Origin of the sequence: Nitrosospira sp. Nl5, assembly GCF_900102495.1 — a bacterium.
GTDB lineage: Bacteria > Pseudomonadota > Gammaproteobacteria > Burkholderiales > Nitrosomonadaceae > Nitrosospira.
The window spans coordinates 1-22,469 of record NZ_FMVQ01000015.1; the positions used below are offsets into that span (position 1 = coordinate 1).

Here is a 22,469-nt window from a genome sequence, read left to right on the forward strand (position 1 = left end):
GTCGCAGGTGTGACCCGAGGCAATCCACTTGCTGATGACCGGGGTGATGTGGTCAATGTCGTTATAATGACGCAGAAAAAAAAGTGCTTTCATCCTAAATCAGGCAATGGACCGGGGTACAGGCCGGGCGCAGCAACGCAATTGTGCACCCTGGCGGACGCTCCATATACGTGACCACTATCGTGGCATTGCTGTGAGAACGTAAGTAGAAAATCATTTCAACTGCTCATATAGTAAGTTTAATATCCGGCTTGGGGTATCGGATCGGTCTGGCTCGCCATCCTTGTTGAATACCTTGACTTCGCTACCTGCTCCTGCTTCAGCAATCTGGATTCGAAATTGGTCCGGTTTGTCGGCTGCGCTGTCGCGCCAAAAAAGAATCTTCGAAAGAAGACCGCTTCCGTCCGTGCCGTTGTCCGCATCGGGATTAATATAGCGCACGAAATAAATCCCCTGGGAACGATCACGGTCCTCGACGGTAAAACCAATACGGTCGAGCGCCAATCCAACACGGCGCCATGAACGGTCAAATGGCTCGTTTACCGTGAGGACTCCACCCTTTTGGTTGATATGCGCCCGCTCCTGAGCGCTCCCCGAACTCGTCAAAACTGTTCTAGCACGCTCTTCCTCCACGCCAAAACGCACCATCAGACGAGCAAGCATCTCGGCTTCCAATTCCGGATCAGGACGACGAGGCTGCCATATGGTGCGGATATTCCCCTCCAGCACTTCGTCCATACCACGGTGACTGATATAAATTTCGGTGGTACCTTCTTCCCCTCGTTCCAGGCGGGTACGAAACTTGTCCCGTTCGGCACTCGAATATAATGTATCCAGGACTTTGGAGAGCGCGCTGCGAATTAAATCCTGAGGAATCTTGGCGCGATTTTCCGCCCAATCGGTTTCCATTACTCCCGCCTCTGGTGTTTCGATCTTGATGATAAAACCCAACTCATGCCAGAACTCTTTTACGATCGGCCATATCTCTTCCGGTTCACCCCTTACGACCAGCCATCGCTGCGTGCCAGCACGCTCCAGGCGAACTCCAGCCTCCTCGGACATGGGCAAAACAGAAGTGCCGCCAGCATGAGGCTTATTGCGTTCCTTGTTATAAGCTGAGAAAGTCGCACTTCCTGATGGATTGATATCTGGAACAACAAAACGTTCATCCGTACCCGGCGCGGTCAAATCAGGCGGCACTTCCAGTGGCGGAAGTTTACCCGCCGATTTGTAATCGATTTTCTTGCCTTCCGGCAGCAGGTGACAACCCGCCATACCCACCGCCAGGCATAGCGCAATCACTACTCGCCATCTCAAATGTGGCACGCAACTCCTTTAAATGGTGGATACAGGCCGTCCATCTATATGGCTATCCCGCCCTGCCGCATCGCCTCTCTGACAATCTCGTGGTATCCGTCCGACAACGGCGTCAAAGGCAGACGCAGACCCGAGGCGATGAGGCCCATTTGCGCTACGGCCCACTTTACCGGGATAGGATTGGCCTCAATGAATAAATCCCGGTGCAGCCTTTGAAGTTTGGCGTTGGCGGCGCGAGCTGCGGCAATGTTCCCCGCAAAAGCTGCAGTGCACATTTCATGCATCAGCTTTGGTGCAACATTGGCGGTGACCGAAATCACGCCGTGACTGCCCTGCAACAGCATTGCCAGGGCGCTCGCATCATCTCCACTATAAATCGAGAAACCTTCCGGAGCCCGGCATAGCAGGTCAAAGCCACGCCCCATGTCGCCGGTTGCATCCTTGATACCGACAATATTGGGGATCTGTGCGAGCCGCAGCACCGTATCATTGGCAATATCGGCCACAGTCCTGCCGGGTACATTGTACAAAATCTGTGGAATATCCACCGCCTCTGCCACTGCCCTGAAATGCTGATACAAACCTTCCTGTGTCGGCTTATTGTAATAAGGAACCACCGACAGGCTCGCATCCGCGCCAGCATCCTTCGCATAGACAGATAGATCAATCGCTTCACGCGTGGAATTTGCACCGGTGCCCGCAATGACCGGCACCCGCCCGGCAGCGCGCTCTACCGCGGTATTAATCAGCACCCGATGCTCGTCAAAATCCACCGTTGGAGATTCGCCGGTAGTGCCGACCACCACGATGCCGTCTGTTCCTTCCGCCACATGAAAATCGATCAGCGTGCGGAAATGCTCCAGGTCCAGCCCGCCTTCTTCGTGCATGGGCGTAACGATAGCAACCAGGCTGCCTCGCATTACAACACTACGCATGACAATCTATCCGTACGTAAAAAGGGATATTTTACCCGAATCTTCCCGCAGTAAAGAATATTCGCCGCCATTCCGCTGCCCCTTATCCAGCTAATGCCGGGATTCTTACTCCTCGCAACTGTTCACCAGCTCGCAAGTCATCCTATCCGGCCGTTGGGGTGGTTTCCGCGGGCAGGGCGGGAAGTGCCTTCAGAAGGAAGGCGCGGCCCCGAAGCGGGATGCGGAGCTTCCCCTGCCGATCCAGAATCATGCTTTCGAAAATACCATCGCGCCGTTTCTGCAATCCACTGCGATGGTGTCCTTGGCGGCAAAGCGGCCTTCGAGTATTTCCTTCGCCAATGGATTTTCGATTTGTGCCTGGATGGCGCGCTTCAATGGACGTGCACCGAAAATCGCATCGAAACCGGCCTGCGCGAGTTCTGCCACCGCGGCTTCCGACACCTTCAAATTCATTTGGAGTTTTGCCAGCCGCGCTTCCAGGTATTGCAGCTGTATTCGCGCTATTGCTTGGATGTGCTTCTCATCCAGCGCATGGAATACAACCACTTCATCAATACGATTGATAAATTCGGGACGGAAATAGGTTTTCACTTCGCCCATTACCGCCAGCTTGATAACCTGATAATCATCACCCGCCATTTGCTGGATCATTTGTGAGCCGAGATTGGAAGTCATGACAATAACAGTGTTCTTGAAATCCACGGTCCGCCCCTGACCGTCGGTCATGCGTCCGTCGTCAAGCACTTGCAGTAATACGTTGAATACATCCGGGTGCGCCTTTTCGACCTCATCCAGCAGGATCACCGAATAAGGCTTCCTGCGCACCGCTTCGGTCAGGTGGCCGCCTTCTTCGTAACCCACATACCCGGGCGGCGCGCCGATCAAGCGTGCAACCGAGTGTTTTTCCATGAATTCCGACATGTCGATGCGAATAAGGTGATCTTCGGAATCAAACAGAAAACCGGCCAACGCCTTGCATAATTCGGTCTTGCCCACGCCAGTCGGCCCCAGAAACAGAAATGAGCCATAAGGCCGGTTAGGGTCCGAAAGTCCCGCTCGCGAACGCCGGATCGCATCGGCTACCAGACGCACCGCTTCATCTTGTCCGATCACCCGCTCGTGCAACTTTTGCTCCATGTGCAGCAGTTTCTCACGTTCGCCCTGCATCATTTTCGAAACGGGGATGCCTGTTGCGCGGGAAACCACCTCGGCAATTTCTTCCGCGCCCACCTGTGTGCGGAGCAATTTCGGTTTGTTCTCCAGGTCGCCTTGCCCTGCCATCTCGTGCCGGAGCTGGTCATTGAGTTGCAACTGCAGCTGCGCTTCCAGTTGCGGAATGCGGCCATATTGCAGTTCTGATACCTTCTGCCAATCTCCTTTGCGCGTAGCTGCCTCCATTTCAAGTTTGACCTTCTCCATCTCTTCCTTGATCTGCTGGGAGCCTTGCACTTGCGATTTCTCGGCCTTCCAGATTTCTTCCAGGTCGGCGCACTCGCGCTCCAGCTTGGTTATTTCATCTTCCAGCAAACTCAAGCGTTTTTGTGAAGCCTCGTCTTTCTCCTTCTTCACCGCTTCGCGTTCGATCTTGAGCTGGATCAGGCGCCGGTCCAGCCTATCCATCGCTTCCGGCTTGGAATCGATTTCCATGCGAATTCTGGCGGCGGCCTCATCGATCAGGTCAATCGCCTTGTCAGGCAGAAAACGGTCTGTTACGTAGCGGTGAGACAATTCAGCGGCGGCTACAATGGCTGGATCAGTAATATCAACGCCATGATGTACTTCATATTTCTCCTGCAATCCGCGCAAAATGGCGATCGTGGCTTCCACGGTAGGCTCATCCACCAGCACTTTCTGAAAACGCCGCTCCAGTGCTGCGTCCTTCTCAACGTATTTACGATATTCGTTCAGCGTGGTTGCACCGACGCAATGCAATTCCCCGCGGGCAAGGGCGGGTTTCAGCATGTTTCCCGCATCCATCGCGCCCTCCGCCTTGCCCGCACCTACCATGGTATGAAGCTCGTCAATAAATACGATGGAACTTCCTTCGTTTAACGCAAGCTCTTTCAGAACGGATTTCAAGCGTTCCTCGAATTCACCACGGTATTTCGCCCCCGCGAGTAACGCAGCCATATCAAGCGACAGCACGCGCTTGTCTTTCAGTGTTTCCGGGACCTCTCCGTTGACAATGCGTTGCGCCAGACCTTCCACGATGGCGGTCTTGCCCACTCCGGGTTCCCCGATCAGAACTGGATTGTTCTTGGTACGCCGCTGCAATACCTGTATGGTGCGTCGAATTTCGTCATCACGGCCGATCACCGGATCAAGCTTACCCAACCGTGCACGCTCAGTCAGATCAAGCGTATATTTTTTTAGGGCTTCGCGGCTGCCCTCCGCTTCCGGGCTGGCAACGCCCTCTCCTCCCCGCACTGTGTTGATAGCCTGTTCCAGCGCTGCACGATTGGCGCCGTGCTGCTTCAGCAGCTTGCCGGTTTCACCTTTATCTTGAAACGCGCCCAGCAAAAACATTTCGGACGCAATAAACTGGTCGCCGCGACTCTGCGCTTCTTTGTCGGCGAGATTGAGCAAGTTGCCAAGCTCGCGCGAAGCATTGATTTCTCCGCCGGTCCCCTCCACCTTGGGTAAGCGTTCTATACTTTTCTTTAATGCGTCACGCAGGGATGGAACGTTCGCACCCGACCGTTGCAACAGCGAAACCGTGCCTCCATCTTCCTGCTGCAACAGCGCGAGCAGTAAATGTTGAGGCTCAATGTAAGGATTATCCTGGCCTACGGCGATGCTCTGCGCATCGGCGAGCGCCTGCTGGAATTTGGTGGTTAACTTGTCGAAACGCATGGCATTTCCTCGTGGATAATGAATAACCCCTATATATGGGAGCAGGTTGAAATTTCAAGATGGAGGCAGACGCCGGAATCTCTCATGGAAGCGGGATCGTTGTACCGGCATCGGGCTCTAGCCTCTTTTGTGAAAAATCTCCCCCGGAAACATCGAAATCCCACGCTTACTGGTGCCGTGCGCGCGTGCTCGGTTAGAATATGCGGTATCAAACACTATTGATCCAAAGCACAAACAAGACGTTTGTTATACCGGAGAAAGCCGGTATCCAACGGCGTAGAGGCACGCAATTGTGGATTTGGATCCACTTCCGGCTCAAGACCGGAACGTCATCTAATTTATTTTCCGTTAAACAGGCTACTAATGGATTATTTCGTGGGCTTATCAGCAGACATCGAGAAAGACGTTAATCAAGCGCTGGCCGAAGATATGGGTACGGGCGACTTGACGGCAAACCTTGTTCCTGCTGACGAGATTGCGACCGCTACCGTTGTCAGCCGTGAAAACGCGATATTGTGTGGTATCGAATGGTTCGAAGCCTGTTTTTGGCAGTTGGATCGGCAAACCGAAGTGCGGTGGTTTTCGCAAGACGGCGCAGCAATCGGCGCCGGACAAGCACTCTGTGAAATAACCGGTAACGCTCGCGCGCTCCTTTCGGCAGAGCGCTCCGCGCTGAATTTTTTGCAACTGCTATCGGCGGTCGCCACACAAACCAGGCGCCACGTTGATGCAGTGGCGGGAACCGGGGCATCGATCGTGGACACGCGCAAGACGCTGCCAGGATTAAGGCTGGCGCAAAAATATGCGGTCAGATGCGGCGGTGGCGTAAACCATCGTTTGGGTTTATACGATGGCATACTCATCAAGGAGAATCACATTATCGCGGCGGGAGGTATCGAGCCCGCCTTGCGCGCTGCGGAAGCAATTGCTCCCGCGGGAGTATTCACTCAGATTGAAGTGGAAACGCTGGACGACCTGCGTAGCGCGCTTGGTGCCGGTGCAAAGCTGATTCTACTGGATAACTTCGATCTCGACCGAATGCGCGAGGCGGTCACATTGAACGTACGATCAACCAGCAAGACGGCGGTACTGGAGGCATCGGGAGGAATCACCCTTGACAACATCCGCATGGTAGCGGAAACAGGTGTGGATCGAATTTCCGTTGGAAGTCTCACCAAGAACATAAAAGCAGTCGATTTATCGATGCGATTCTCTTCTTTACACATCTGATCCTTGATTTACCCCCAATACATCATCACGCATCCTGCCTAATACGTCAAATCGCGCCGGGACCGTTCATAGTTTATAATTCAAGCACCTCTTCCGATCCCAAGCATTAATCTTACCGGGTTGACTTGACAAATTTCCGAGTACGGAGGCATTAAAAGTCCCGGACACCGGCATATATCCTGAAGGAAACCTGATGCATCTGAAAATAACAGCTCCAGCTACCGGAACAGCATTACTCTCGCGGTTCCATCACTTTTTCGCATGACCTGGTCCACATACCTTCCCCTCTGGCCACTTTCGGTCCCCCCTGCGCTCTGGCTTGCACTGACGCTGGTCGTCGCCGTGCTAGTGGGCGAAGCACTGGTACGCTATCTGAAATTGCCGCGCATTGTCGGCTACATCGCTATCGGGCTATTGCTGGGCCCCGGCGGCTTCAGCCTGATCCCGCAGTTGCCTGCCGCCGAATGGCGGCTGGTAGTTGACTTGGCGCTCGGTATCCTGTTATTCGAGCTGGGAAGCAAGGTCAACCTGCGCTGGCTTAAAGCCAACCCCTGGATCGCCGGCACCAGTCTTCTGGAGTCTATTACAACTTTCTTCGTCGTATATGGGCTGCTGCTGTGGTTCGATACCGCCGGCGTTACCGCCGCGGTTGTTGCCACCATTGCAATTGCCACATCGCCCGCCATTGTGGTGCGCACAGTGACGGAGTCGCGTGCTCAGGGCCAGGTTACCGACCGTCTTCTACTCATGACTGCGCTCAACTGTATCTACGCTGTTATATTTCACAAGCTGGCGGTTGCTCTCATGCATGGAGAGACCGGCGCAGGCCTCATGCACAGTGTATTACAGCCGCTCTACTTAATCGGTGGTTCGGCACTGCTCGCCTGGCTCTTCGGCATCACCTTCGAGCGAATCCATCATCATCTGGGGCAGCATGAGGAAACTTTTTCTTTCGTCTTGTTTGGCATGATCGCATTCGCGACCATTATGGCTTCGACGCTCAAACTCAGTCCGATTCTCGTGCTGCTGGCTGCCGGCCTGATAACGCGATACCGGCGGCAACGTTCCCGGACTTTCCCGCCACACTTCGGTTCCGCCGGCGCCGTCCTGGTCGTGTTGATGTTCATCGCCAACGGCCTGGCAGCCGACCTCAATGGGCTACGTGAAAGTGCGCTTCTGGTTTTGTTGCTCATCATGGTGCGTGCTATCGCCAAGTTATCCTCGGTGCTGGCGCTGGCGCATTATAGCGGCATTGGCCTGCGCCAGGCCATGGCGCTGGGAATTGCGCTGGTGCCCATGTCCAGTGTTGCGCTGCTGTTGACACTGGACACCGGCGCCACTTTTCCTGCCTTTGCTTCAGGACTGGGCCTGGCGCTAATGAGTTGTATCGTGATACTTGAGCTTGCCGGGCCCATTGTGGTGCAGATGGCACTAGGCGCAGCCGGAGAGACACCGGAGAAAAAAACATGAGCCTGATGCCCTTTGCACCATCTCGCCCGCTAAGCATTGGAGTCGAGCTTGAATTGCAGCTACTCGGTTGTAATGATTACAACCTGGTTTCCTCAGCGCCCGATATGCTGCGCCGGATTGCAAAATACCCTCATCCCGGCGACGTAAAACCTGAAATGACGCGCAGCATGATTGAAATCAATACGTCGGTGCAGCAGGAATATGGTGGACTGGTCGAGGAGTTGCGTTCGTTGCGCAAGGTTGTGTCAGATGCGGGACGCTTTCTCAATGTAGCGGTGGCTGGAGGCGGCACCCATCCGTTCCAGCACTGGAGCGAGCAGAAGATTTTTGACGCACCCCGTTTTCACCACCTGTCGGAACTATACGGCTATCTGGCGAAACAGTTCACCATATTCGGCCAGCATGTCCATATCGGTTGCACCGGCCCGGATGAGGCGCTCCATCTGATGCATATGCTGTCGCGTTACGTGCCCCACTTTATCGCTCTGTCGGCCAGTTCTCCATTCGTACAGGGGCATGATACCGGGTTCGCTTCGGCGCGCCTTAATTCAGTGTTTTCCTTCCCATTGAGCGGGCGGGCACCATTCGTCCTGAGCTGGAATGGCTTTGAACAATTCTTCGATAAAATGACCACTACCGGCGTGGTCGAGTCAATGAAAGATTTTTATTGGGATATTCGCCCGAAACCGGAGTTTGGCACCATCGAAGTCAGGGTATGCGATACCCCCTTGACCGTGGAAATCGCTGCCGCTATTGCCTGCTATATCCAGGCGGTATCCCGTTACATTATGGTGGAACAGCGCGCCGCGCCGCAAGAGGACGATTATCTGGTTTATACGTTCAATCGCTTCCAGGCCTGTCGTTTCGGACTTGAAGGCGTCTTTATCGACCCTTGCACCCACGAGCAGCGTAGTATTCGCGAGGATATCACCGGTATGTTGGCGCGCATTTCAGCCCATGCCATGGAGTTACGGGCGGGAGAAGCGATGGAACGCGTCCGCGAAATACTGGCCGCAGGCAACGGCACCAGCTGGTTGCGGCAAACTTACGCGCGCGAACACAATCTCGGCGATGTCATGCAGTTGCAAGCCGCATTGTGGATGGGCAACTGAGGATCCGTACTCGCGCAAATGACACGCCCGTTACGTATCGGCCTGTCGCCGCGTATTCTGCATCACCCGCCGGCTGAGTTGGGTTTTCGCAATAAAACTCTACAATACCTTGAACAGACCGTCGCCCATTGGATCATGCGCCGCGGGGTGCTGGTCTTCATGTTGCCGGCGATAGAGTCTGGTGGCGTCGAACGCTCAAGTGTTCGCATAAGCGACTATGTGACGGAAATAGATGGTCTGGTGCTGCAAGGCGGCGCCGATGTCAGTCCCATTTCTTATGGCGAAACGCCGCTGCGACCTGAATGGTCGGGCGACCGGGTGCGCGACCTTTATGAAATGGAACTATTCTGGGAATGTGTCGTACAGGGCAAACCCGTGCTGGGGATTTGTCGCGGGCTGCAGCTAATCAATGTGGCATTGGGGGGGAGTCTTTATCAGGATATTGCCACCGAGTATCCTGACGCGATGTTACATGTGGACTCCGCGTTGTACGACCAGCACCGGCATACCATTCACATTGAGGAGAGCTCCAGGCTGGCGGAATTATACGAGGCCAATGACAAACACGTTGTTAACAGCATTCATCACCAGGCGATCAAGCGGCTGGGACGGGACTCGATAGTCGAGGCCGTGTCCGACAGCGACGGTATCATTGAGGCAATCCGCATGCGCGGGAAATGCTACGTCACCGCATTTCAATGGCATCCGGAGTTTCATGCCGGTACCAGCGGGTTACTCGATTCGGGCCCCATACTGGACGATTTTCTTGCTGCCGCCAAGGAACAGCGCAAGTAATCGGAAGGCTCCCATAAGGAGCGGGCCGCCATTGAATTTTTACAGCTGCTCAAGCCTGCTCGGCAATAAATGCCTTGACGGCATCGGTATCGGCATTCATTACCACATATCGCTGCGGCAGGCTTTCAAGGTTCTCATAGCCCGCCGGACGCGCCGGTTCGTGCCCAATGGCTTCGATAATACTTTCGGAAAATTTAACTGGCAACGCGGTTTCAAGGCAAATCAGCTGTACATCGGCCTCACGATGTTCCAGTCCCGCTTTCAGGCCATCGGCAGTATGCGGGTCCACCAAAACACCGTATTGCTCATGGATTTTGCGTATGGTAGCGATGCGCGCCGCATGATTGCTGGTTCCTGAGACAAAACCAAAGTCCTTCACTTTCTCCCAGAGGGGCGTACCGGCAAGATCGAAAGCAGCGCCCTTGTCTACCGCCCGCCACAACTCTTTTACCTTGGCCGTATCCCGTCCCGTCAAGTCAAAAATAAAACGCTCGAAATTGGATGCCTTGGAAATATCCATTGAGGGGCTGCTGGTTTGCAGCGTTTCCGCCGCGACGCGGGGCCGATAGCAACCCGTTCTGAAGAATTCGGCCAGGACCTCATTTTCATTGGTGGCAAGTATCAGCCTCCGGATCGGCAACCCCATCATGCGTGCCACATGGCCCGCACAAATGTTGCCAAAGTTACCTGAGGGGACAGCAAACGACACCTGTTCGGTATTTGAACGGGTAGCGGCAAAATAGCCTTTGAAGTAATAAACGATCTGCGCCAGGATACGCGCCCAGTTTATCGAGTTCACCGTGCCGATGCGGTATTTTTGCTTGAACGTGTAGTCATTGCTGACCGCCTTGACGATATCCTGGCAATCGTCGAATACGCCGCGAATGGCGATATTGAAAATATTCGGATCTTGCAGGGAAAACATTTGCGCTGTCTGGAAATGGCTCATCTTCCCTTGCGGGGAAAGCATGAATACACGGACACCATGCTTCCCGCGCATGGCATACTCTGCGCTGGGGCCGGTATCCCCGGAAGTCGCCCCAAGGATATTAAGATCTTCACCTGTTTTTGCCAGAGCGTACTCGAACAGGTTACCAAGCAATTGCATGGCAATGTCCTTGAACGCCAGCGTCGGCCCATTTGACAAACCCAGTATATGCAGCCCCGGCTCCAGAGTTCTCAGCGGGGCGATCTCCTCACTGCGAAATAATTCAGGGGTATAAGTGCGCGCAATGATGTCGCGCAAATCAGCAGCAGGAATATCGTCGACGAATCGGGAAATGATTTCGAACGCAAGCTCCCGATAGCCCAGGCCGCGCAACTCTTCCATCTGGGCGGCACTGATGCGGGGATATGCTTCAGGCATTGCCAGCCCGCCGTCGGGCGCAAGGCCGGCCAGAAGAATTTTAGAAAATTTTTTTGGCGGCATGCCACCGCGAGTAGAAATATAACGCATTTTTTTCACCGCAGATACAGAGAATACCGAATTGGCAAGCGAGCCCGCCAGCCGGGCTTGGGTTTTAGACGCGCCCTTAAAGATTATTTACTGTTCAACTCTTCCAGCCGGATGCATATCACCTTACCGGTCGTCGAGGGCAGTTTGTTGATTCGGGTGATGGCGGCATTAATATTCTTTTCTACCGTCAAATGGGTGAGCATGATGATATCCACCTGATCTTCCCCTTCGCTGGGCTCTTTCTGTACCATAGCATCAATGGAAATGCCAAGGTCGGCAAGTACGCGAGTGATGTCGGCCAGCGCTCCCGGCTTATCCATCACTCGCAATCGCAAATAATAGGAGGTCTCCACCTCTTCAATCGCCAAGATTGGTGTGTTCGATAACAGATCAGGCTGGAAGGCAAGGTGAGGAACGCGGTGCCTTGGATCGGCGGTATGCATCCGGGTTACATCCACGAGGTCTGCCACCACGGAACTGGCTGTCGGTTCAGCCCCAGCTCCCGCACCATAATAGAGGGTGGCGCCAACCGCGTCGCCTTTCACTACAATCGCATTCATCACCCCCTCCACATTCGCGATCAACCGCCGGGCCGGAATCAGCGTGGGATGCACACGCAGCTCGATGCCCTTGGGCGTACGCCTGGTAATGCCCAATAGTTTGATGCGATAGCCGAGCTCCTCCGCGTAGCGGATATCCTCCCGGGTCAGTTTTGTAATACCTTCGGTAAAAACCTTATCGAATTGCATGGGAATCCCGAAAGCGATAGCGGCCATGATAGTGAGTTTGTGCGCGGCGTCGATGCCTTCGACATCAAAAGTCGGATCAGCCTCGGCATAACCGAGCTTTTGCGCCTGCTTCAGCACTGTATCGAATGTCAATCCTTTTTCGCGCATTTCCGACAGAATGAAATTACTCGTGCCATTGATAATTCCGGCAATCCATTCAATCCGGTTAGCGGTTAACCCCTCGCGCAAGGCTTTAATAATGGGGATTCCACCCGCTACCGCCGCTTCGAACGCAACCATTACGCCTTTCCGCTGGGCGGCGGCAAAAATTTCCGTGCCGTGGGACGCCAGCAGCGCCTTATTGGCGGTGATCACATGTTTACCATTTTCGATTGCCTTCAGCGTCAACACCTTTGCAACGGTATAACCACCGATCAGTTCGACCACGATGTCTATGTCGGGATTGGACACGACTGCGTTCGCATCGGCGGTAACGATGACATCGTCACCCGCGATCTTGCGTGCCTTCTCTACGTCACGATCCGCAATCATCCTGATGACGATACCACGCCCGGCCCTGCGGGTGATTTCCTCCTGGTTGCGTTTGAGTACTGCAAAAGTGCCGCCGCCGACGGTGCCGATACCTAATAGACCTACATTGATGGGTTTCATAATTAACGCAAAAAGATTAAATGAGCAACCGGGTTGGTAAGTTGGTATGCGATAGACATTTGTTGCCTTCCGCCGCATTTCTATTCATTTTTGGTTCACTCACGCCCGGCGCTTGCGATATCGTCGAAGGAAATCCGCGATTCGGCCTATCGCTTCGCTAAGGTCGTCGCTATTGGGCAAAAACACCACGCGAAAGTGATCCGTATGTGGCCAGTTGAACCCACTACCCTGTACCAGCAATACTTTTTCTTCCAGCAAGAGATCCAGCACAAACTGCTGATCATCGTCGATTGGATACATTTCCGGATCCAGTCTCGGAAAGAGATACATCGCCGCCTTCGGCTTGAAGCATGTAACGCCGGGAATATCCGTCAGCAATTTCCAGGCATGATCTCGCTGACGCATAAGGCGCCCGGTCGGCATCACCAGGTCATTGATGCTCTGATATCCGCCGAGCGCTGTCTGAATGCCAAATTGCGAGGGAACATTAGCGCACAGGCGCATTGATGCCAGCATAGTCAACCCTGCGATATAGTCACGAGCCAACTGCTTTTTACCTGAAACTACCGCCCAGCCGGAGCGAAATCCGGCGGCCCGATAATTTTTGGATAAGCCGTTTAGCGTGACAAACAACACGTCGTCCGCCAGCGAGGCAATCGAAGTATGCGTAGCATCGTCGTACAACACTTTGTCGTAAATTTCGTCCGCATAAATAATGAGCTGGTGCTGGCGGGAAATCTCGATGACCTCGCGCAACAGGTCATCCGGGTAGAGCGCGCCCGTCGGGTTATTGGGATTAATGATGACAATGGCCCGAGTATTCGGAGTGATCTTGGCGCGAATATCATCCAGATCAGGAAGCCATCCGGTTTGCTCATCACATACATAATGTCGCGCCGTGCCGCCTGCCAGCACAACCGCCGCGGTCCACAGCGGATAGTCGGGGGAAGGGATCAGCACTTCATCGCCGCTATTCAGCAAGGCCTGCATCGCCATTACGATCAATTCGGAAACACCATTACCGATGTAGATATCATCCATCCGCACATCGTGAATATGCTTCTCCTGCGTGTAATGCATGATCGCCTTGCGCGCGGCGAATAAACCCTTTGAATCGCAATAGCCGGAAGCGGCGGACAGATTGTGGATGACATCCTGGAGAATCTCCTCAGGTGCATCAAACCCGAATAAAGCTGGATTACCGATATTAAGCTTGATTATGTAATGCCCTTCATCTTCCATCTGCTTGGCGCGGTCGAGCACCGGGCCGCGAATGTCATAACAGACATTCGCCAATTTGCTCGATTTTAGTATGGGTTGCATGAATTGAAAAAACTGATCCGCAAAAGTACGGCAGTAAAAGCGCCGATAAAGATCAGTGCAATGCCAGGATTATCGGGATTTATCCGTTTTAATCCTGCAAGCCTTGAAAAGTCCCTTGATCTTGCCTATTCTTTACGCTTTATCAGGGCACAAAAAAGATGTAATGTTACCTGACCCGTCAACCTGCCGCAAATGGAGCCTTGCTTGAAGCTGCATCTTTCCGGACCTTCCGAGCAAAACATGTTCACCGGCTACGGGAATGGATACGTCATGGTCAACCAGACACGCTACGAGAGAAATCTCATCATATTACCCGACCGCATCATTGAAAATTGGGAGGCGGAAACTTTTGAGCAATTGACAGCGGAGCATTTCGAGTGCCTGCTCCCATTGCAACCCGAAATGGTATTGTTTGGAACTGGAGCTACCCTGCGCTTTCCTCACCCTTCCCTGACAAAAACGCTTATTGCCTCGAAGATCGGTGTTGAAGTCATGGATACCAGCGCGGTTTGCCGCACCTACAATATATTGACGGCGGAAGGACGGCGCGTGGCGGCAGCATTGCTTATTTAGCTCGCGCAAGAGCGCAATAAGCAAAGCACATTCGCCAGATGCCTTACTAAATCATCTGGTTGGTGGCCTGGGTTAACAGTTCGGTTCGCACCCGCTCTTTCCAGCCCTCGACCCAGCCGGGCAAATCCGTGGCAAGCATGGGCCGTGAGACGAAGGCCCCTTGAGCGAGATCACATCCTGTACGACGCAGCAGATCCCAATCGTTCCGGTCTTCAACTCCTTCGGCCACAACTTCCATGCCCAATTGCCTTGCCAGTGCCAGGCTTGCGTCATACATTGCCCGCAGCGTCTCGTCCGCCCAGGCGCGATGCACAAAACCCTGATCGATCTTGAGTTCGTCGAAGGGGATATCGCGCAACTGCGCAAGGGAGGAGTGTCCCGTGCCGAAGTCGTCGATGGAGAGACGAAAACGCTTTAAGCGCAGCCGTGTCAGAATTTCGAGGGGGGCTCGCGTATCCTGCATCAACCGGCTTTCCGTCACTTCCAGCACCATCTCGTGCGGCGCGACACCGACTTTGCCCACAAGGTCAGCAACGAAATTCAGAAAATTCAGGGAAGATAGATTGTCCATTGACACATTGACGGCCACCCGCAACGGCAACTGTGCTTGTTGCCAGACTTTGGCCTGCGCTACCGCCTTGGTGAATACCACTTGAGTCAAATCGTCAATCAGGCCAAATGCTTCAGCCAAGCCGATAAATTGATCGGGAAACACGACGCCATCAACAGGGTGGAGCCATCGCACCAGTGTCTCCACGCCAACGACCTCGCCGGTGGCCACGGACACTTTGGGCTGGTAGTAATTGACCAGCTCGCCGTTATCAATAGCGGCCCGCAACGCGTCGGCGCTATAAATTTTCTTTGCTGCTTTGGGGCTGTCCGTTAAAGGAGGTGTCCACGTCTCAAGCAATGCGGATAGTGCGTCTGGCTTAACGGGCTTATGCAAATGTCCGAGTATTGGAATTTTATGTGCCTGTACCAGTTTCTCGGCGGTTTGCAGTATGCGCTCGTCCTCACCGCTGACCAGGATGAGGCTGCCGGCATAGTGCCGTTCCACCAGGTGCCGCACAAATTCGATCCCATCCATTTCCGGCATATTGAGGTCCAGCAAGATCAGGTTTGGGCTTGTCTCCGCATCCACGATCTGATCAAGAGCGGCACGTCCACTGTCGCAAAGTGTGACTGAGGTAAATCCCAGATTTGACAGGACGCGGCTCAGCAGTTTGAGCATGAAGGATTCATCGTCAAGCACTAGAATCTTGACAGCAGATCTTTCGATCATGGCATTCTTTTCCTTCAGATAGCAGTTTGACAAAACTTACCGTTTCCTTTACACGGCTCACGTCGCAGCAAAAGGCCCCAGTGCAAGTATTATCGCCCGCCGGATTTAGTAACTTGAATCTATTTGTAACAATATGGCGCGTTACGATCAGTTTGATGATGCAAACATAGTCCTGATTATCTTACACGTAACGGTGGATTCCCCTCTCTATTTTTTCCATGCTGGCGTTGTGCTTACAACAAATCGATATATTTATCCACGGCAGCCAGCACCGATGCAAAGCGGGGCATTAACGCTCTGAGGGCCTGAATATCTCCCGCCTTCCCTGCCTTCTCCATTTCAGCACACAGGTCACCCAGTAACAGTGCCCCAACCGAGCGCGCGGATGATTTGAGCTTGTGTGCCGCTGCACCCGCCGTTGCTGCCTCTCCCGCCTTGGAGGCGGCGCGTAAGTCCGCCGCTATCCTGGCGGAACTGCTGCGAAAGTCCCGCAGGAATTCGTTAATTACCGCCGGATCATTTCCTACAAGCTCTTCCAGAACACCCGCGTCCACCGGGCTTTCCGGCGCCACTGCCGTGTCGGGAACAGTGACCGTAGGGAGCGGTTGAGCACTGGACTTGGCGGCCGGCAGCCATTTCTGCAGTACGGCTTTCAAGTGTAAAAGCTGTACCGGCTTGCTCAGATAGTCATCCATCCCGACCGCGCGGCAATGCTCCGCCTCACCTTTGAGGGCGTTGGCGGTAAACGCGACGATAGGTTTTCGGCCCTTGCCCGACTCGGCACGGCGGATAGCGGCCGTCAATTGATAGCCGTCCATTTCCGGCATGTGCAGATCGGTGAGCAGCAGCGCGTAATTACCGCTCTCCCAACGTTTCAGCGCCTCACGCCCATCGCCTGCAATATCCGCCGCATAACCGAGCAGCGCGAGTTGCTGACGGATCACTTTCTGGTTGATATCGTTGTCTTCAGCCACCAGGATCAGCGTGCCCTCACTTAGCGCCTTCTCGCGCGATGGCGCAGCGATCGCTTTGATTTTGGCAGGCTCCGCTTCCTCCACCTCAAGCATTCGTCCCGCGGCGATAGCCACTGCGCGAAGAAAGGATTCGCGATGCATGACATCGCCGTCGAGCGTGACGCTATCCACGGTTTCGGAACGTTCATGGCGGCGCCGGCCCCGCCTGATTATGACAAAACGGGGCTCAATATCGGGCTGATGATGGCCATGCTCAAGCACGACGAAATGCGGGTCCACGTCGGGCCGGGAACGGCAGGCGGCGCGCAATTCCTCGACTGGAGGCGCCTCATGCCCGGCGTCGATAATAAGCAGCCATAAACCGGGTGGCAAGGTGTCGATACGTTTGCAGGCTTCCGCCAAATCCGGTGCGCGCTCGACAGTCGCGCCAGCGTATCTCAGATAGACGGCCAGATCGTCGGCCAGTCCCTTCTCGCCGCCTATTACCAGGCAGGAGACTCCAGTCAGGTCCACCGCCTTGGCGGCGGCGGGCTTCTTCGGTGGCAGTGGCACAAACGATACGCGCACTGTAAAAATGGAGCCCTTGCCGAGGGCGCTCTGCACCGTGATTTCCCCTCCCATCAATTGCACCAGATGATGGGAAATGGCCAGCCCCAGGCCGGTGCCGCCAAACCGGCGGGTAGTGGAGGTATCTCCTTGCGTAAAGGAAGTGAAGAGCCGCGCCTGCGTTTCCTCACTCATGCCGATACCGTTGTCGGATATCTGAAATTCCACCGTCACCTTATCCAGGTCGTGGCCAGCCAGCAACGCGCGTACCGATACCTTCCCCGGCACCTGCTGGCCGCTGGAAAATTTAATGGCGTTATTGGCAAGATTGACCAGAACCTGGCGCAAGCGCAGGGCATCTCCCAGAACTTCTTCCGGAATTGCGGGATCGAGAAACAAGGTAAGTTCCACCCCTTTTCTCGCAGCCAGGCTTTCGAGCATGTTGCACGCCTTCTCCACAACACTGACCACAGACATAGGCGCCTGTTCGATTTCCAGCCTGCCCGCCTCGATCTTGGAAAAATCGAGAATATCGTCGATGATCTCAAGCAAGGCAAAAGCCGATTCGCGGATGAGATCGACCATCTCCATCTGATACCCGTTGAGGCTGGTTTGCTGCAATACGTCCGCCATGCCGATCACGCCGTTCATGGGAGTGCGAATCTCGTGGCTCATGGCTGCAAGAAAAATCGATTTCGCCTGATTGGCCTGCTCGGCATCCCGCCGGGCCTGCTGCAAGTCCTTCAAGATGCGCATTCTTTCGCTGATGTCGATTGCGGAAGGAATTATTTTAACGACCTCGCCTCTGGCATTCTTGACCGGCACCAGCATGCAATCGGCTGTCATGAGACCGCCATTGGCAATGCGTATCTCAAAGTCACGGCGGACGATTTCTCCGGCTTGCGCCCGCTTGATATCTTCCCGGAGTTGTTGCTGCACCTCCGGCTTGTAGGAGAACCACCCTGTCTCATCCAGCCTTTTCCCGATGACATCCTGGCTCGGCAGACCGCCTACCTCCAGTGCCGTACGGTTGATTTCCACCAGGACACCATCAGGGGTCATTTCGCCAACAAGCGCGGCCAGGTTATCCACGATGGCACGCAGGCGCTGCTCACTTCCGCGCAAGGCCTGCTCCGCCTGTTTACGTTCATGGATGTCGCGCAACACGCCGGTGAAATAACGTTTTCCCGCCACGAAATATTCGCTGACCGCGACATACAGATCGACAGGATCGCCGTTCTTGTGCCGCCCCACGACTTCACGGCCCATGCCGATGTTATGCAACCCGTCGACTTCAAGCGCGAGAATGTGATCGAACTCACAGCGGCCGCGGCCGGTTCGATAATACCTGTCGATATAACCCGCATGCCCGCTCCGATGGGGTTCGGGCATAAGCATCGAAACATTTTGCCCGATCACTTCGTCGCGCGTGTAACCAAAGAGTTTTTCCACCACCGGATTGGCGGAACGAATGATGCTTTTATCGTCGATGGTGATAATGCAATCCACCATATGCTCCACCACGGATCGGGTTTCTTCCTCCTTGCTGATCAGGACCGCGTTGGCCCGTTCCAGATCGGCAGTCCGTGCAGCAACCCTGTTTTCCAGTTCCTGGTTAAGTTGCCGCAGATCGTTTTCAGCGTCTTCACGTTCGCTATTACTGGCATTCAGGCGTTCCGTCATGGTATTGAAGGTGCTTGCGAGTTGCCCGATCTCGTCCCATCCCGCCACCGGCACCCGCTGCTGCAGGTTGCCTGCGGCGATGTGCTGTGCACTATGACTGAGATTTTTTAATGTGGTCACCACACGGCGGCTGAACAAGACAGCGCCCAGTATGGCTGCGAGCAGCGTCAGACCCAGGATCAACAGGCTGAAATTGCGCACACGTTGCACGAAAGCGAATACTTCATCCGCATCCATCTTGACCTCGATGCCCCAGTTCATGCGAGGCAGGTAACGCCACGCCGCGACAACCTCCCTGGCCCGGTAATCCCTCTTCAGGCCGGCTCCACGCTCCCCGTGCAGGCCGCTCTGGGCAGCTATCGCAAACGGCGCATTATTGAGGGGTATCTGGAGATCCAGCGCCGCATCGGGTTCATGTTTCAGCGGAGCCATCACCAGCGCGGTGCGCTCGTTCTGGAGCCGTGTTATCACCGTTTCCCCGCTCGCTCCCAGCCCCGCATTCTCCGCCACCACGCGGTATACGTGTTCACTGTAGATCTGCAGAGCCAGTACGCCTTCAAGTCCTTCCTCTCCAACAATGGGAAATGCCATGAAAGCCGCTATCGCCCCGTGCGATGGCTGATAACGTTCAAAATCCGAAACACTGTTTTGCAGCGTATTGAGCGCCATGCGGGTAATAACGCCCAAACCGGTATTTCGATAAGGGCCGGTGATCAGACTGGTGGCGAAGTCGGCTTCATGCGCGTCGGAGTAGACAATGATGCCCTGGGGAGAAATCAGAAACAGGTCGTAATAACCGGCATCTTCAACAAAACGTTTGAAGTATTCGCGGTACTGGGCGTCCAGTTGACGATAAGCATTGGATGTCGCTCCGTATTCTGCATACACGCGGGCAAACTCGCGCATGGCGGTGCGCGTGGTACTGGCTGCCTGTATAACCCTGGCGTCGAGGAGCCGCTCGCGCAGATAGGTGTCGATCTGTTCCGCCTTCATATCGGCGATGGCCGAGACTTGCTGAATCGCCGTTTTCTGCATCTCGGTTTCAAAGGTACGCAACAGGCTGTAACCAATTATGAGGATAGGCAGCAGAGAGACCGCCATGAACCAGACTGCGAAGCGCTGCGTAAGAGAGGTGAACTTCACGGGTGCAGCCCAGCGGCGGTTTGGAGCAACCGGTCCCACTCCTCGCGCGAGCGATATGCTGGAAATGGCGCCGGCTCAAGAGGCTGCCCCGAATCCCAGACAACATCGAATTGGCCGTCATCCCGGGCTTGGCCAACGCGCGTCACCTTCCACATGTGGCGTGTAACCGGGTCCACCGAAACGACTCCTTCAGGTGCGGACAGGCTCTGCCGCAGGATGATGCGTTGGACGTGAGCCAGATCCCCCGAGCCCACTTCGCGAGCCGAATGAACCCACATCAGCATATTGATATAGGAAGCCTCCATTGGGCCGTCTATCACCGCTTGCGGCCCGAATTGATCGCGGAACCGGTTCACGAAAGCCTTATTTTCAGGTGACGGAATACTTTGAAAATAGTTTCGCGCAGCGTAATGGCCCGCCATCAACGGTGTGTCCTGAGCTGCCAGACCCACCTCCGTAACGCTGAACGATAACACCGGTATTTTGCGAGAGTTGATTCCACTCCTGTCAAGTGCTCGAAAAAAAACAGCGTTATCAGTGCTATTAATCGTACTCAGTACCATATCCGGTTGCTGCCTGGCGATATCCGCTGCCAGGTCATCCATGTCAATACGGTCCAGAGGCAGATAACGCTCTCCTACCACTACCGCGTTATGTGCTGTCAGCAAGTCCTTGATGAGAATATTCACCACGCGTGAGAAAACGTAATTTGATCCTGCCAGGTAGATCCGCTTGCCACGCCCCCTGGGGTTTTCCCCCTTGCCGCCCTTGTCGCTCTTGCCGAGATTAACCAGTGCCCAGTGTACTGCGGGCATGACCAGCTGATTGGGCACAGCGCCGCCGTACAGGATGTTGGGCGACTGCTCCATGCCCTCATAACGCAATGCGTAAAAGAGCAAATGGCGATGCTTTTCCACCACTGGCTTCAACGCTTCGCGGCAGGCTGATGTCCAGCATCCAAACAGGGCTTGTACCCGTTCTTCAGTGATCAGGCGCTCCGCCTGCTCGGCGCAATAAACGGGGTCAGACCGGCAATCGACTATTACCGGCTCGATCTCCTGGCCGTTAATGCCGCCGCCCGCATTGGCCTCTTCGATGGCTAGCTGGAGCGCATCCACCAGTGGTTTTTCGCTCGCCGCCATGATGCCCGACAGGGAGTGAAGTATACCGATCTTGATACTCACCCTCGCGGACGAGTAGTGTCTCCACACCAGGACACTGCCAACCAGCAGGACTATCAGGAGAATTAACGGAACGCGGATTGTATGGCTGGTATTCAATACGTGATCTTTCCCTTTGCACAAACTGCCCGTTGTCATTTAGAAGGCGCGTTGCGAATACTGCTAATACTTATCATAGACACAATGGCCGGTTTACGAAACAATCCTGCGTGAAATATCTCCACCAAAGATTTCAGCGCAAAGATTCCGGTTAGGGATCGCTCAGAACTTTCAAATGGGCCGCTACGCTTCGTCCCAGTGCGGGCAATGCATATCCTCCTTCCAGGGCCGATACGATTCGATCTTGCGCGTATTGATGCGCGATCTCCTTCATTCTTTCGGTCACCCATGCAAAATCGGTTTCCTGCAGATTCAATGAAGCAAGATCATCGTCTCGATGGGCGTCAAAGCCCGCAGAAATAAATAACATCTGCGGTTTGAATTTAATCAGCGAAGGCAGCCAGAATTCGCTCGCCGCCGCGCGGAATTTCTCACCGTCGCTGCCCGTTGCCAACGGAATATTGATCATGCGTTCGGAGCGCCCCGCTATGCCACTGTAGGGATAGAACGGATGCTGGAAAGTGGAAACCATCATTACCCGCGGATCATCCCGAAATATATCCTCGGTACCATTGCCATGATGCACATCGAAATCCACCACCGCAACGCGCTCCAGCCCATGTGCCTGAATAGCGTGGGCAATGCCCGCCGCAATGTTGTTAAACAGGCAGAAGCCCATCGCACGATCCCGTTCTGCATGGTGGCCCGGCGGACGAATACCGCAAAAAGCATTCTTCACAATCTTGCCGATCACCAGGTCAGTTGCCAGAATTACCGCCCCCGCGGCACGATAGGCCGCTTTCAGACTATGCGGATTCATTGCCGTGTCCGGATCGAGATAAGCCATTCCGTTGGACGGCGCCTTGGCATCCAGTGAAGCGATATACTCCGGTGTGTGTATTCGTTCCAGTTGCTCCACTGTAGCCAATGGCGCAACATGGCGTTCCAGTTTGGCTATCAGCCCGGAAGCGGCCAACTCATCCTCAATAGCCTTAAGCCGTGCCGGGCGCTCGGGGTGACATGCACCCATTTCATGCAGCAGGCAATCGGGATGCGAAATATAGGCGGTATGCATAGCTGATTTCCTTGAAGTATTG

The 22,469-nt window shown here is 54.5% G+C and carries 16 protein-coding genes; 6 read left to right on the plus strand and 10 right to left on the minus strand.

Annotation, left to right across the window (positions count from 1 at the left end):
• Positions 1-213 precede the first annotated feature (213 nt).
• The 3 genes from bamC to clpB form a co-directional block, all read right to left on the minus strand.
• Positions 214-1,275: an outer membrane protein assembly factor BamC gene (bamC, locus tag BLP45_RS12425; RefSeq protein ID WP_090372868.1), complete on the minus strand. Its 1,062-nt coding sequence runs from the start codon at positions 1,273-1,275 to the stop codon at positions 214-216.
• Between the two features lie 86 nt (positions 1,276-1,361).
• Positions 1,362-2,252: a 4-hydroxy-tetrahydrodipicolinate synthase gene (gene dapA / locus BLP45_RS12430; protein WP_090372812.1), complete on the minus strand. Its 891-nt coding sequence runs from the start codon at positions 2,250-2,252 to the stop codon at positions 1,362-1,364.
• A 246-nt stretch (positions 2,253-2,498) separates the two neighbouring features.
• Positions 2,499-5,105, minus strand: a complete 2,607-nt coding sequence (clpB, locus tag BLP45_RS12435; RefSeq protein WP_090372813.1) for an ATP-dependent chaperone ClpB — start codon at positions 5,103-5,105, stop codon at positions 2,499-2,501.
• A 375-nt stretch (positions 5,106-5,480) separates the two neighbouring features.
• Between clpB and nadC the strand changes: the two genes are divergently transcribed.
• The 4 genes from nadC (at position 5,481) to BLP45_RS12455 (ending at position 9,712) form a co-directional block, all read left to right on the plus strand.
• Positions 5,481-6,335, plus strand: coding sequence for a carboxylating nicotinate-nucleotide diphosphorylase (gene nadC, locus BLP45_RS12440; protein WP_371128755.1), 855 nt, complete (start codon positions 5,481-5,483; stop codon positions 6,333-6,335).
• Between the two features lie 261 nt (positions 6,336-6,596).
• Complete coding sequence (locus BLP45_RS12445; protein WP_090372815.1) at positions 6,597-7,805, plus strand: cation:proton antiporter; 1,209 nt, start codon at positions 6,597-6,599, stop codon at positions 7,803-7,805.
• Entirely contained in the window at positions 7,802-8,917 is a 1,116-nt protein-coding gene (locus BLP45_RS12450; protein ID WP_090372816.1) for a YbdK family carboxylate-amine ligase, read from the plus strand. Before BLP45_RS12445 ends, BLP45_RS12450 begins: the two co-directional genes overlap by 4 nt.
• Before the next feature lie 18 nt (positions 8,918-8,935).
• Positions 8,936-9,712: a gamma-glutamyl-gamma-aminobutyrate hydrolase family protein gene (locus BLP45_RS12455; protein ID WP_090372817.1), complete on the plus strand. Its 777-nt coding sequence runs from the start codon at positions 8,936-8,938 to the stop codon at positions 9,710-9,712.
• A gap of 49 nt (positions 9,713-9,761) precedes the next feature.
• Here BLP45_RS12455 and thrC read toward each other — a convergent pair whose 3' ends face one another.
• The 3 genes from thrC to BLP45_RS12470 form a co-directional block, all read right to left on the minus strand.
• On the minus strand, positions 9,762-11,168 hold the full coding sequence (gene thrC, locus BLP45_RS12460) for a threonine synthase (protein ID WP_090372818.1): 1,407 nt from the start codon (positions 11,166-11,168) through the stop codon (positions 9,762-9,764).
• 83 nt (positions 11,169-11,251) lie between these two features.
• Positions 11,252-12,568, minus strand: a complete 1,317-nt coding sequence (locus BLP45_RS12465) for a homoserine dehydrogenase (RefSeq protein WP_090372869.1) — start codon at positions 12,566-12,568, stop codon at positions 11,252-11,254.
• 99 nt (positions 12,569-12,667) lie between these two features.
• Entirely contained in the window at positions 12,668-13,891 is a 1,224-nt protein-coding gene (locus BLP45_RS12470) for a pyridoxal phosphate-dependent aminotransferase (RefSeq protein WP_090372819.1), read from the minus strand.
• A gap of 3 nt (positions 13,892-13,894) precedes the next feature.
• Between BLP45_RS12470 and BLP45_RS14650 the strand changes: the two genes are divergently transcribed.
• Together BLP45_RS14650 and BLP45_RS12475 are read left to right on the plus strand one after the other, a co-directional pair.
• On the plus strand, positions 13,895-14,065 hold the full coding sequence (locus BLP45_RS14650) for a hypothetical protein (RefSeq protein ID WP_176754745.1): 171 nt from the start codon (positions 13,895-13,897) through the stop codon (positions 14,063-14,065).
• A gap of 30 nt (positions 14,066-14,095) precedes the next feature.
• Complete coding sequence (locus BLP45_RS12475) at positions 14,096-14,464, plus strand: Mth938-like domain-containing protein (protein ID WP_090372820.1); 369 nt, start codon at positions 14,096-14,098, stop codon at positions 14,462-14,464.
• 46 nt (positions 14,465-14,510) lie between these two features.
• Here BLP45_RS12475 and BLP45_RS12480 read toward each other — a convergent pair whose 3' ends face one another.
• The 4 genes from BLP45_RS12480 to BLP45_RS12495 form a co-directional block, all read right to left on the minus strand.
• Entirely contained in the window at positions 14,511-15,746 is a 1,236-nt protein-coding gene (locus BLP45_RS12480) for an EAL domain-containing response regulator (RefSeq protein WP_090372870.1), read from the minus strand.
• Positions 15,747-15,979: 233 nt separating this feature from the next.
• Positions 15,980-20,092 (minus strand): PAS domain S-box protein, encoded by a 4,113-nt coding sequence (locus BLP45_RS12485; RefSeq protein WP_371128756.1) that lies wholly within the window; start codon positions 20,090-20,092, stop codon positions 15,980-15,982.
• Complete coding sequence (locus BLP45_RS12490) at positions 20,089-21,411, minus strand: ABC transporter substrate-binding protein (RefSeq protein ID WP_090372822.1); 1,323 nt, start codon at positions 21,409-21,411, stop codon at positions 20,089-20,091. Before BLP45_RS12490 ends, BLP45_RS12485 begins: the two co-directional genes overlap by 4 nt.
• Positions 21,412-21,523: 112 nt before the next feature.
• On the minus strand, positions 21,524-22,447 hold the full coding sequence (locus tag BLP45_RS12495; RefSeq protein ID WP_090372823.1) for a histone deacetylase family protein: 924 nt from the start codon (positions 22,445-22,447) through the stop codon (positions 21,524-21,526).
• Positions 22,448-22,469 lie beyond the last annotated feature (22 nt).

What these genes read in the sequence shown, in the direction of transcription:
- BLP45_RS12470 (WP_090372819.1), bottom strand. Translation starts at nt 13,891, where the DNA reads ATGCAACCCATACTAAAATCGAGCAAATTGGCGAATGTCTGTTATGAC.
- BLP45_RS12450 (WP_090372816.1), top strand. Translation starts at nt 7,802, where the DNA reads ATGAGCCTGATGCCCTTTGCACCATCTCGCCCGCTAAGCATTGGAGTC.
- BLP45_RS12495 (WP_090372823.1), bottom strand. Translation starts at nt 22,447, where the DNA reads ATGCATACCGCCTATATTTCGCATCCCGATTGCCTGCTGCATGAAATG.
- thrC (WP_090372818.1), bottom strand. Translation starts at nt 11,168, where the DNA reads ATGCGTTATATTTCTACTCGCGGTGGCATGCCGCCAAAAAAATTTTCT.
- BLP45_RS12490 (WP_090372822.1), bottom strand. Translation starts at nt 21,411, where the DNA reads ATGACAACGGGCAGTTTGTGCAAAGGGAAAGATCACGTATTGAATACC.
- BLP45_RS12455 (WP_090372817.1), top strand. Translation starts at nt 8,936, where the DNA reads ATGACACGCCCGTTACGTATCGGCCTGTCGCCGCGTATTCTGCATCAC.
- bamC (WP_090372868.1), bottom strand. Translation starts at nt 1,275, where the DNA reads ATGGCGGGTTGTCACCTGCTGCCGGAAGGCAAGAAAATCGATTACAAA.
- clpB (WP_090372813.1), bottom strand. Translation starts at nt 5,105, where the DNA reads ATGCGTTTCGACAAGTTAACCACCAAATTCCAGCAGGCGCTCGCCGAT.
- BLP45_RS12480 (WP_090372870.1), bottom strand. Translation starts at nt 15,746, where the DNA reads ATGATCGAAAGATCTGCTGTCAAGATTCTAGTGCTTGACGATGAATCC.
- BLP45_RS12465 (WP_090372869.1), bottom strand. Translation starts at nt 12,568, where the DNA reads ATGAAACCCATCAATGTAGGTCTATTAGGTATCGGCACCGTCGGCGGC.
- dapA (WP_090372812.1), bottom strand. Translation starts at nt 2,252, where the DNA reads ATGCGTAGTGTTGTAATGCGAGGCAGCCTGGTTGCTATCGTTACGCCC.
- BLP45_RS12445 (WP_090372815.1), top strand. Translation starts at nt 6,597, where the DNA reads ATGACCTGGTCCACATACCTTCCCCTCTGGCCACTTTCGGTCCCCCCT.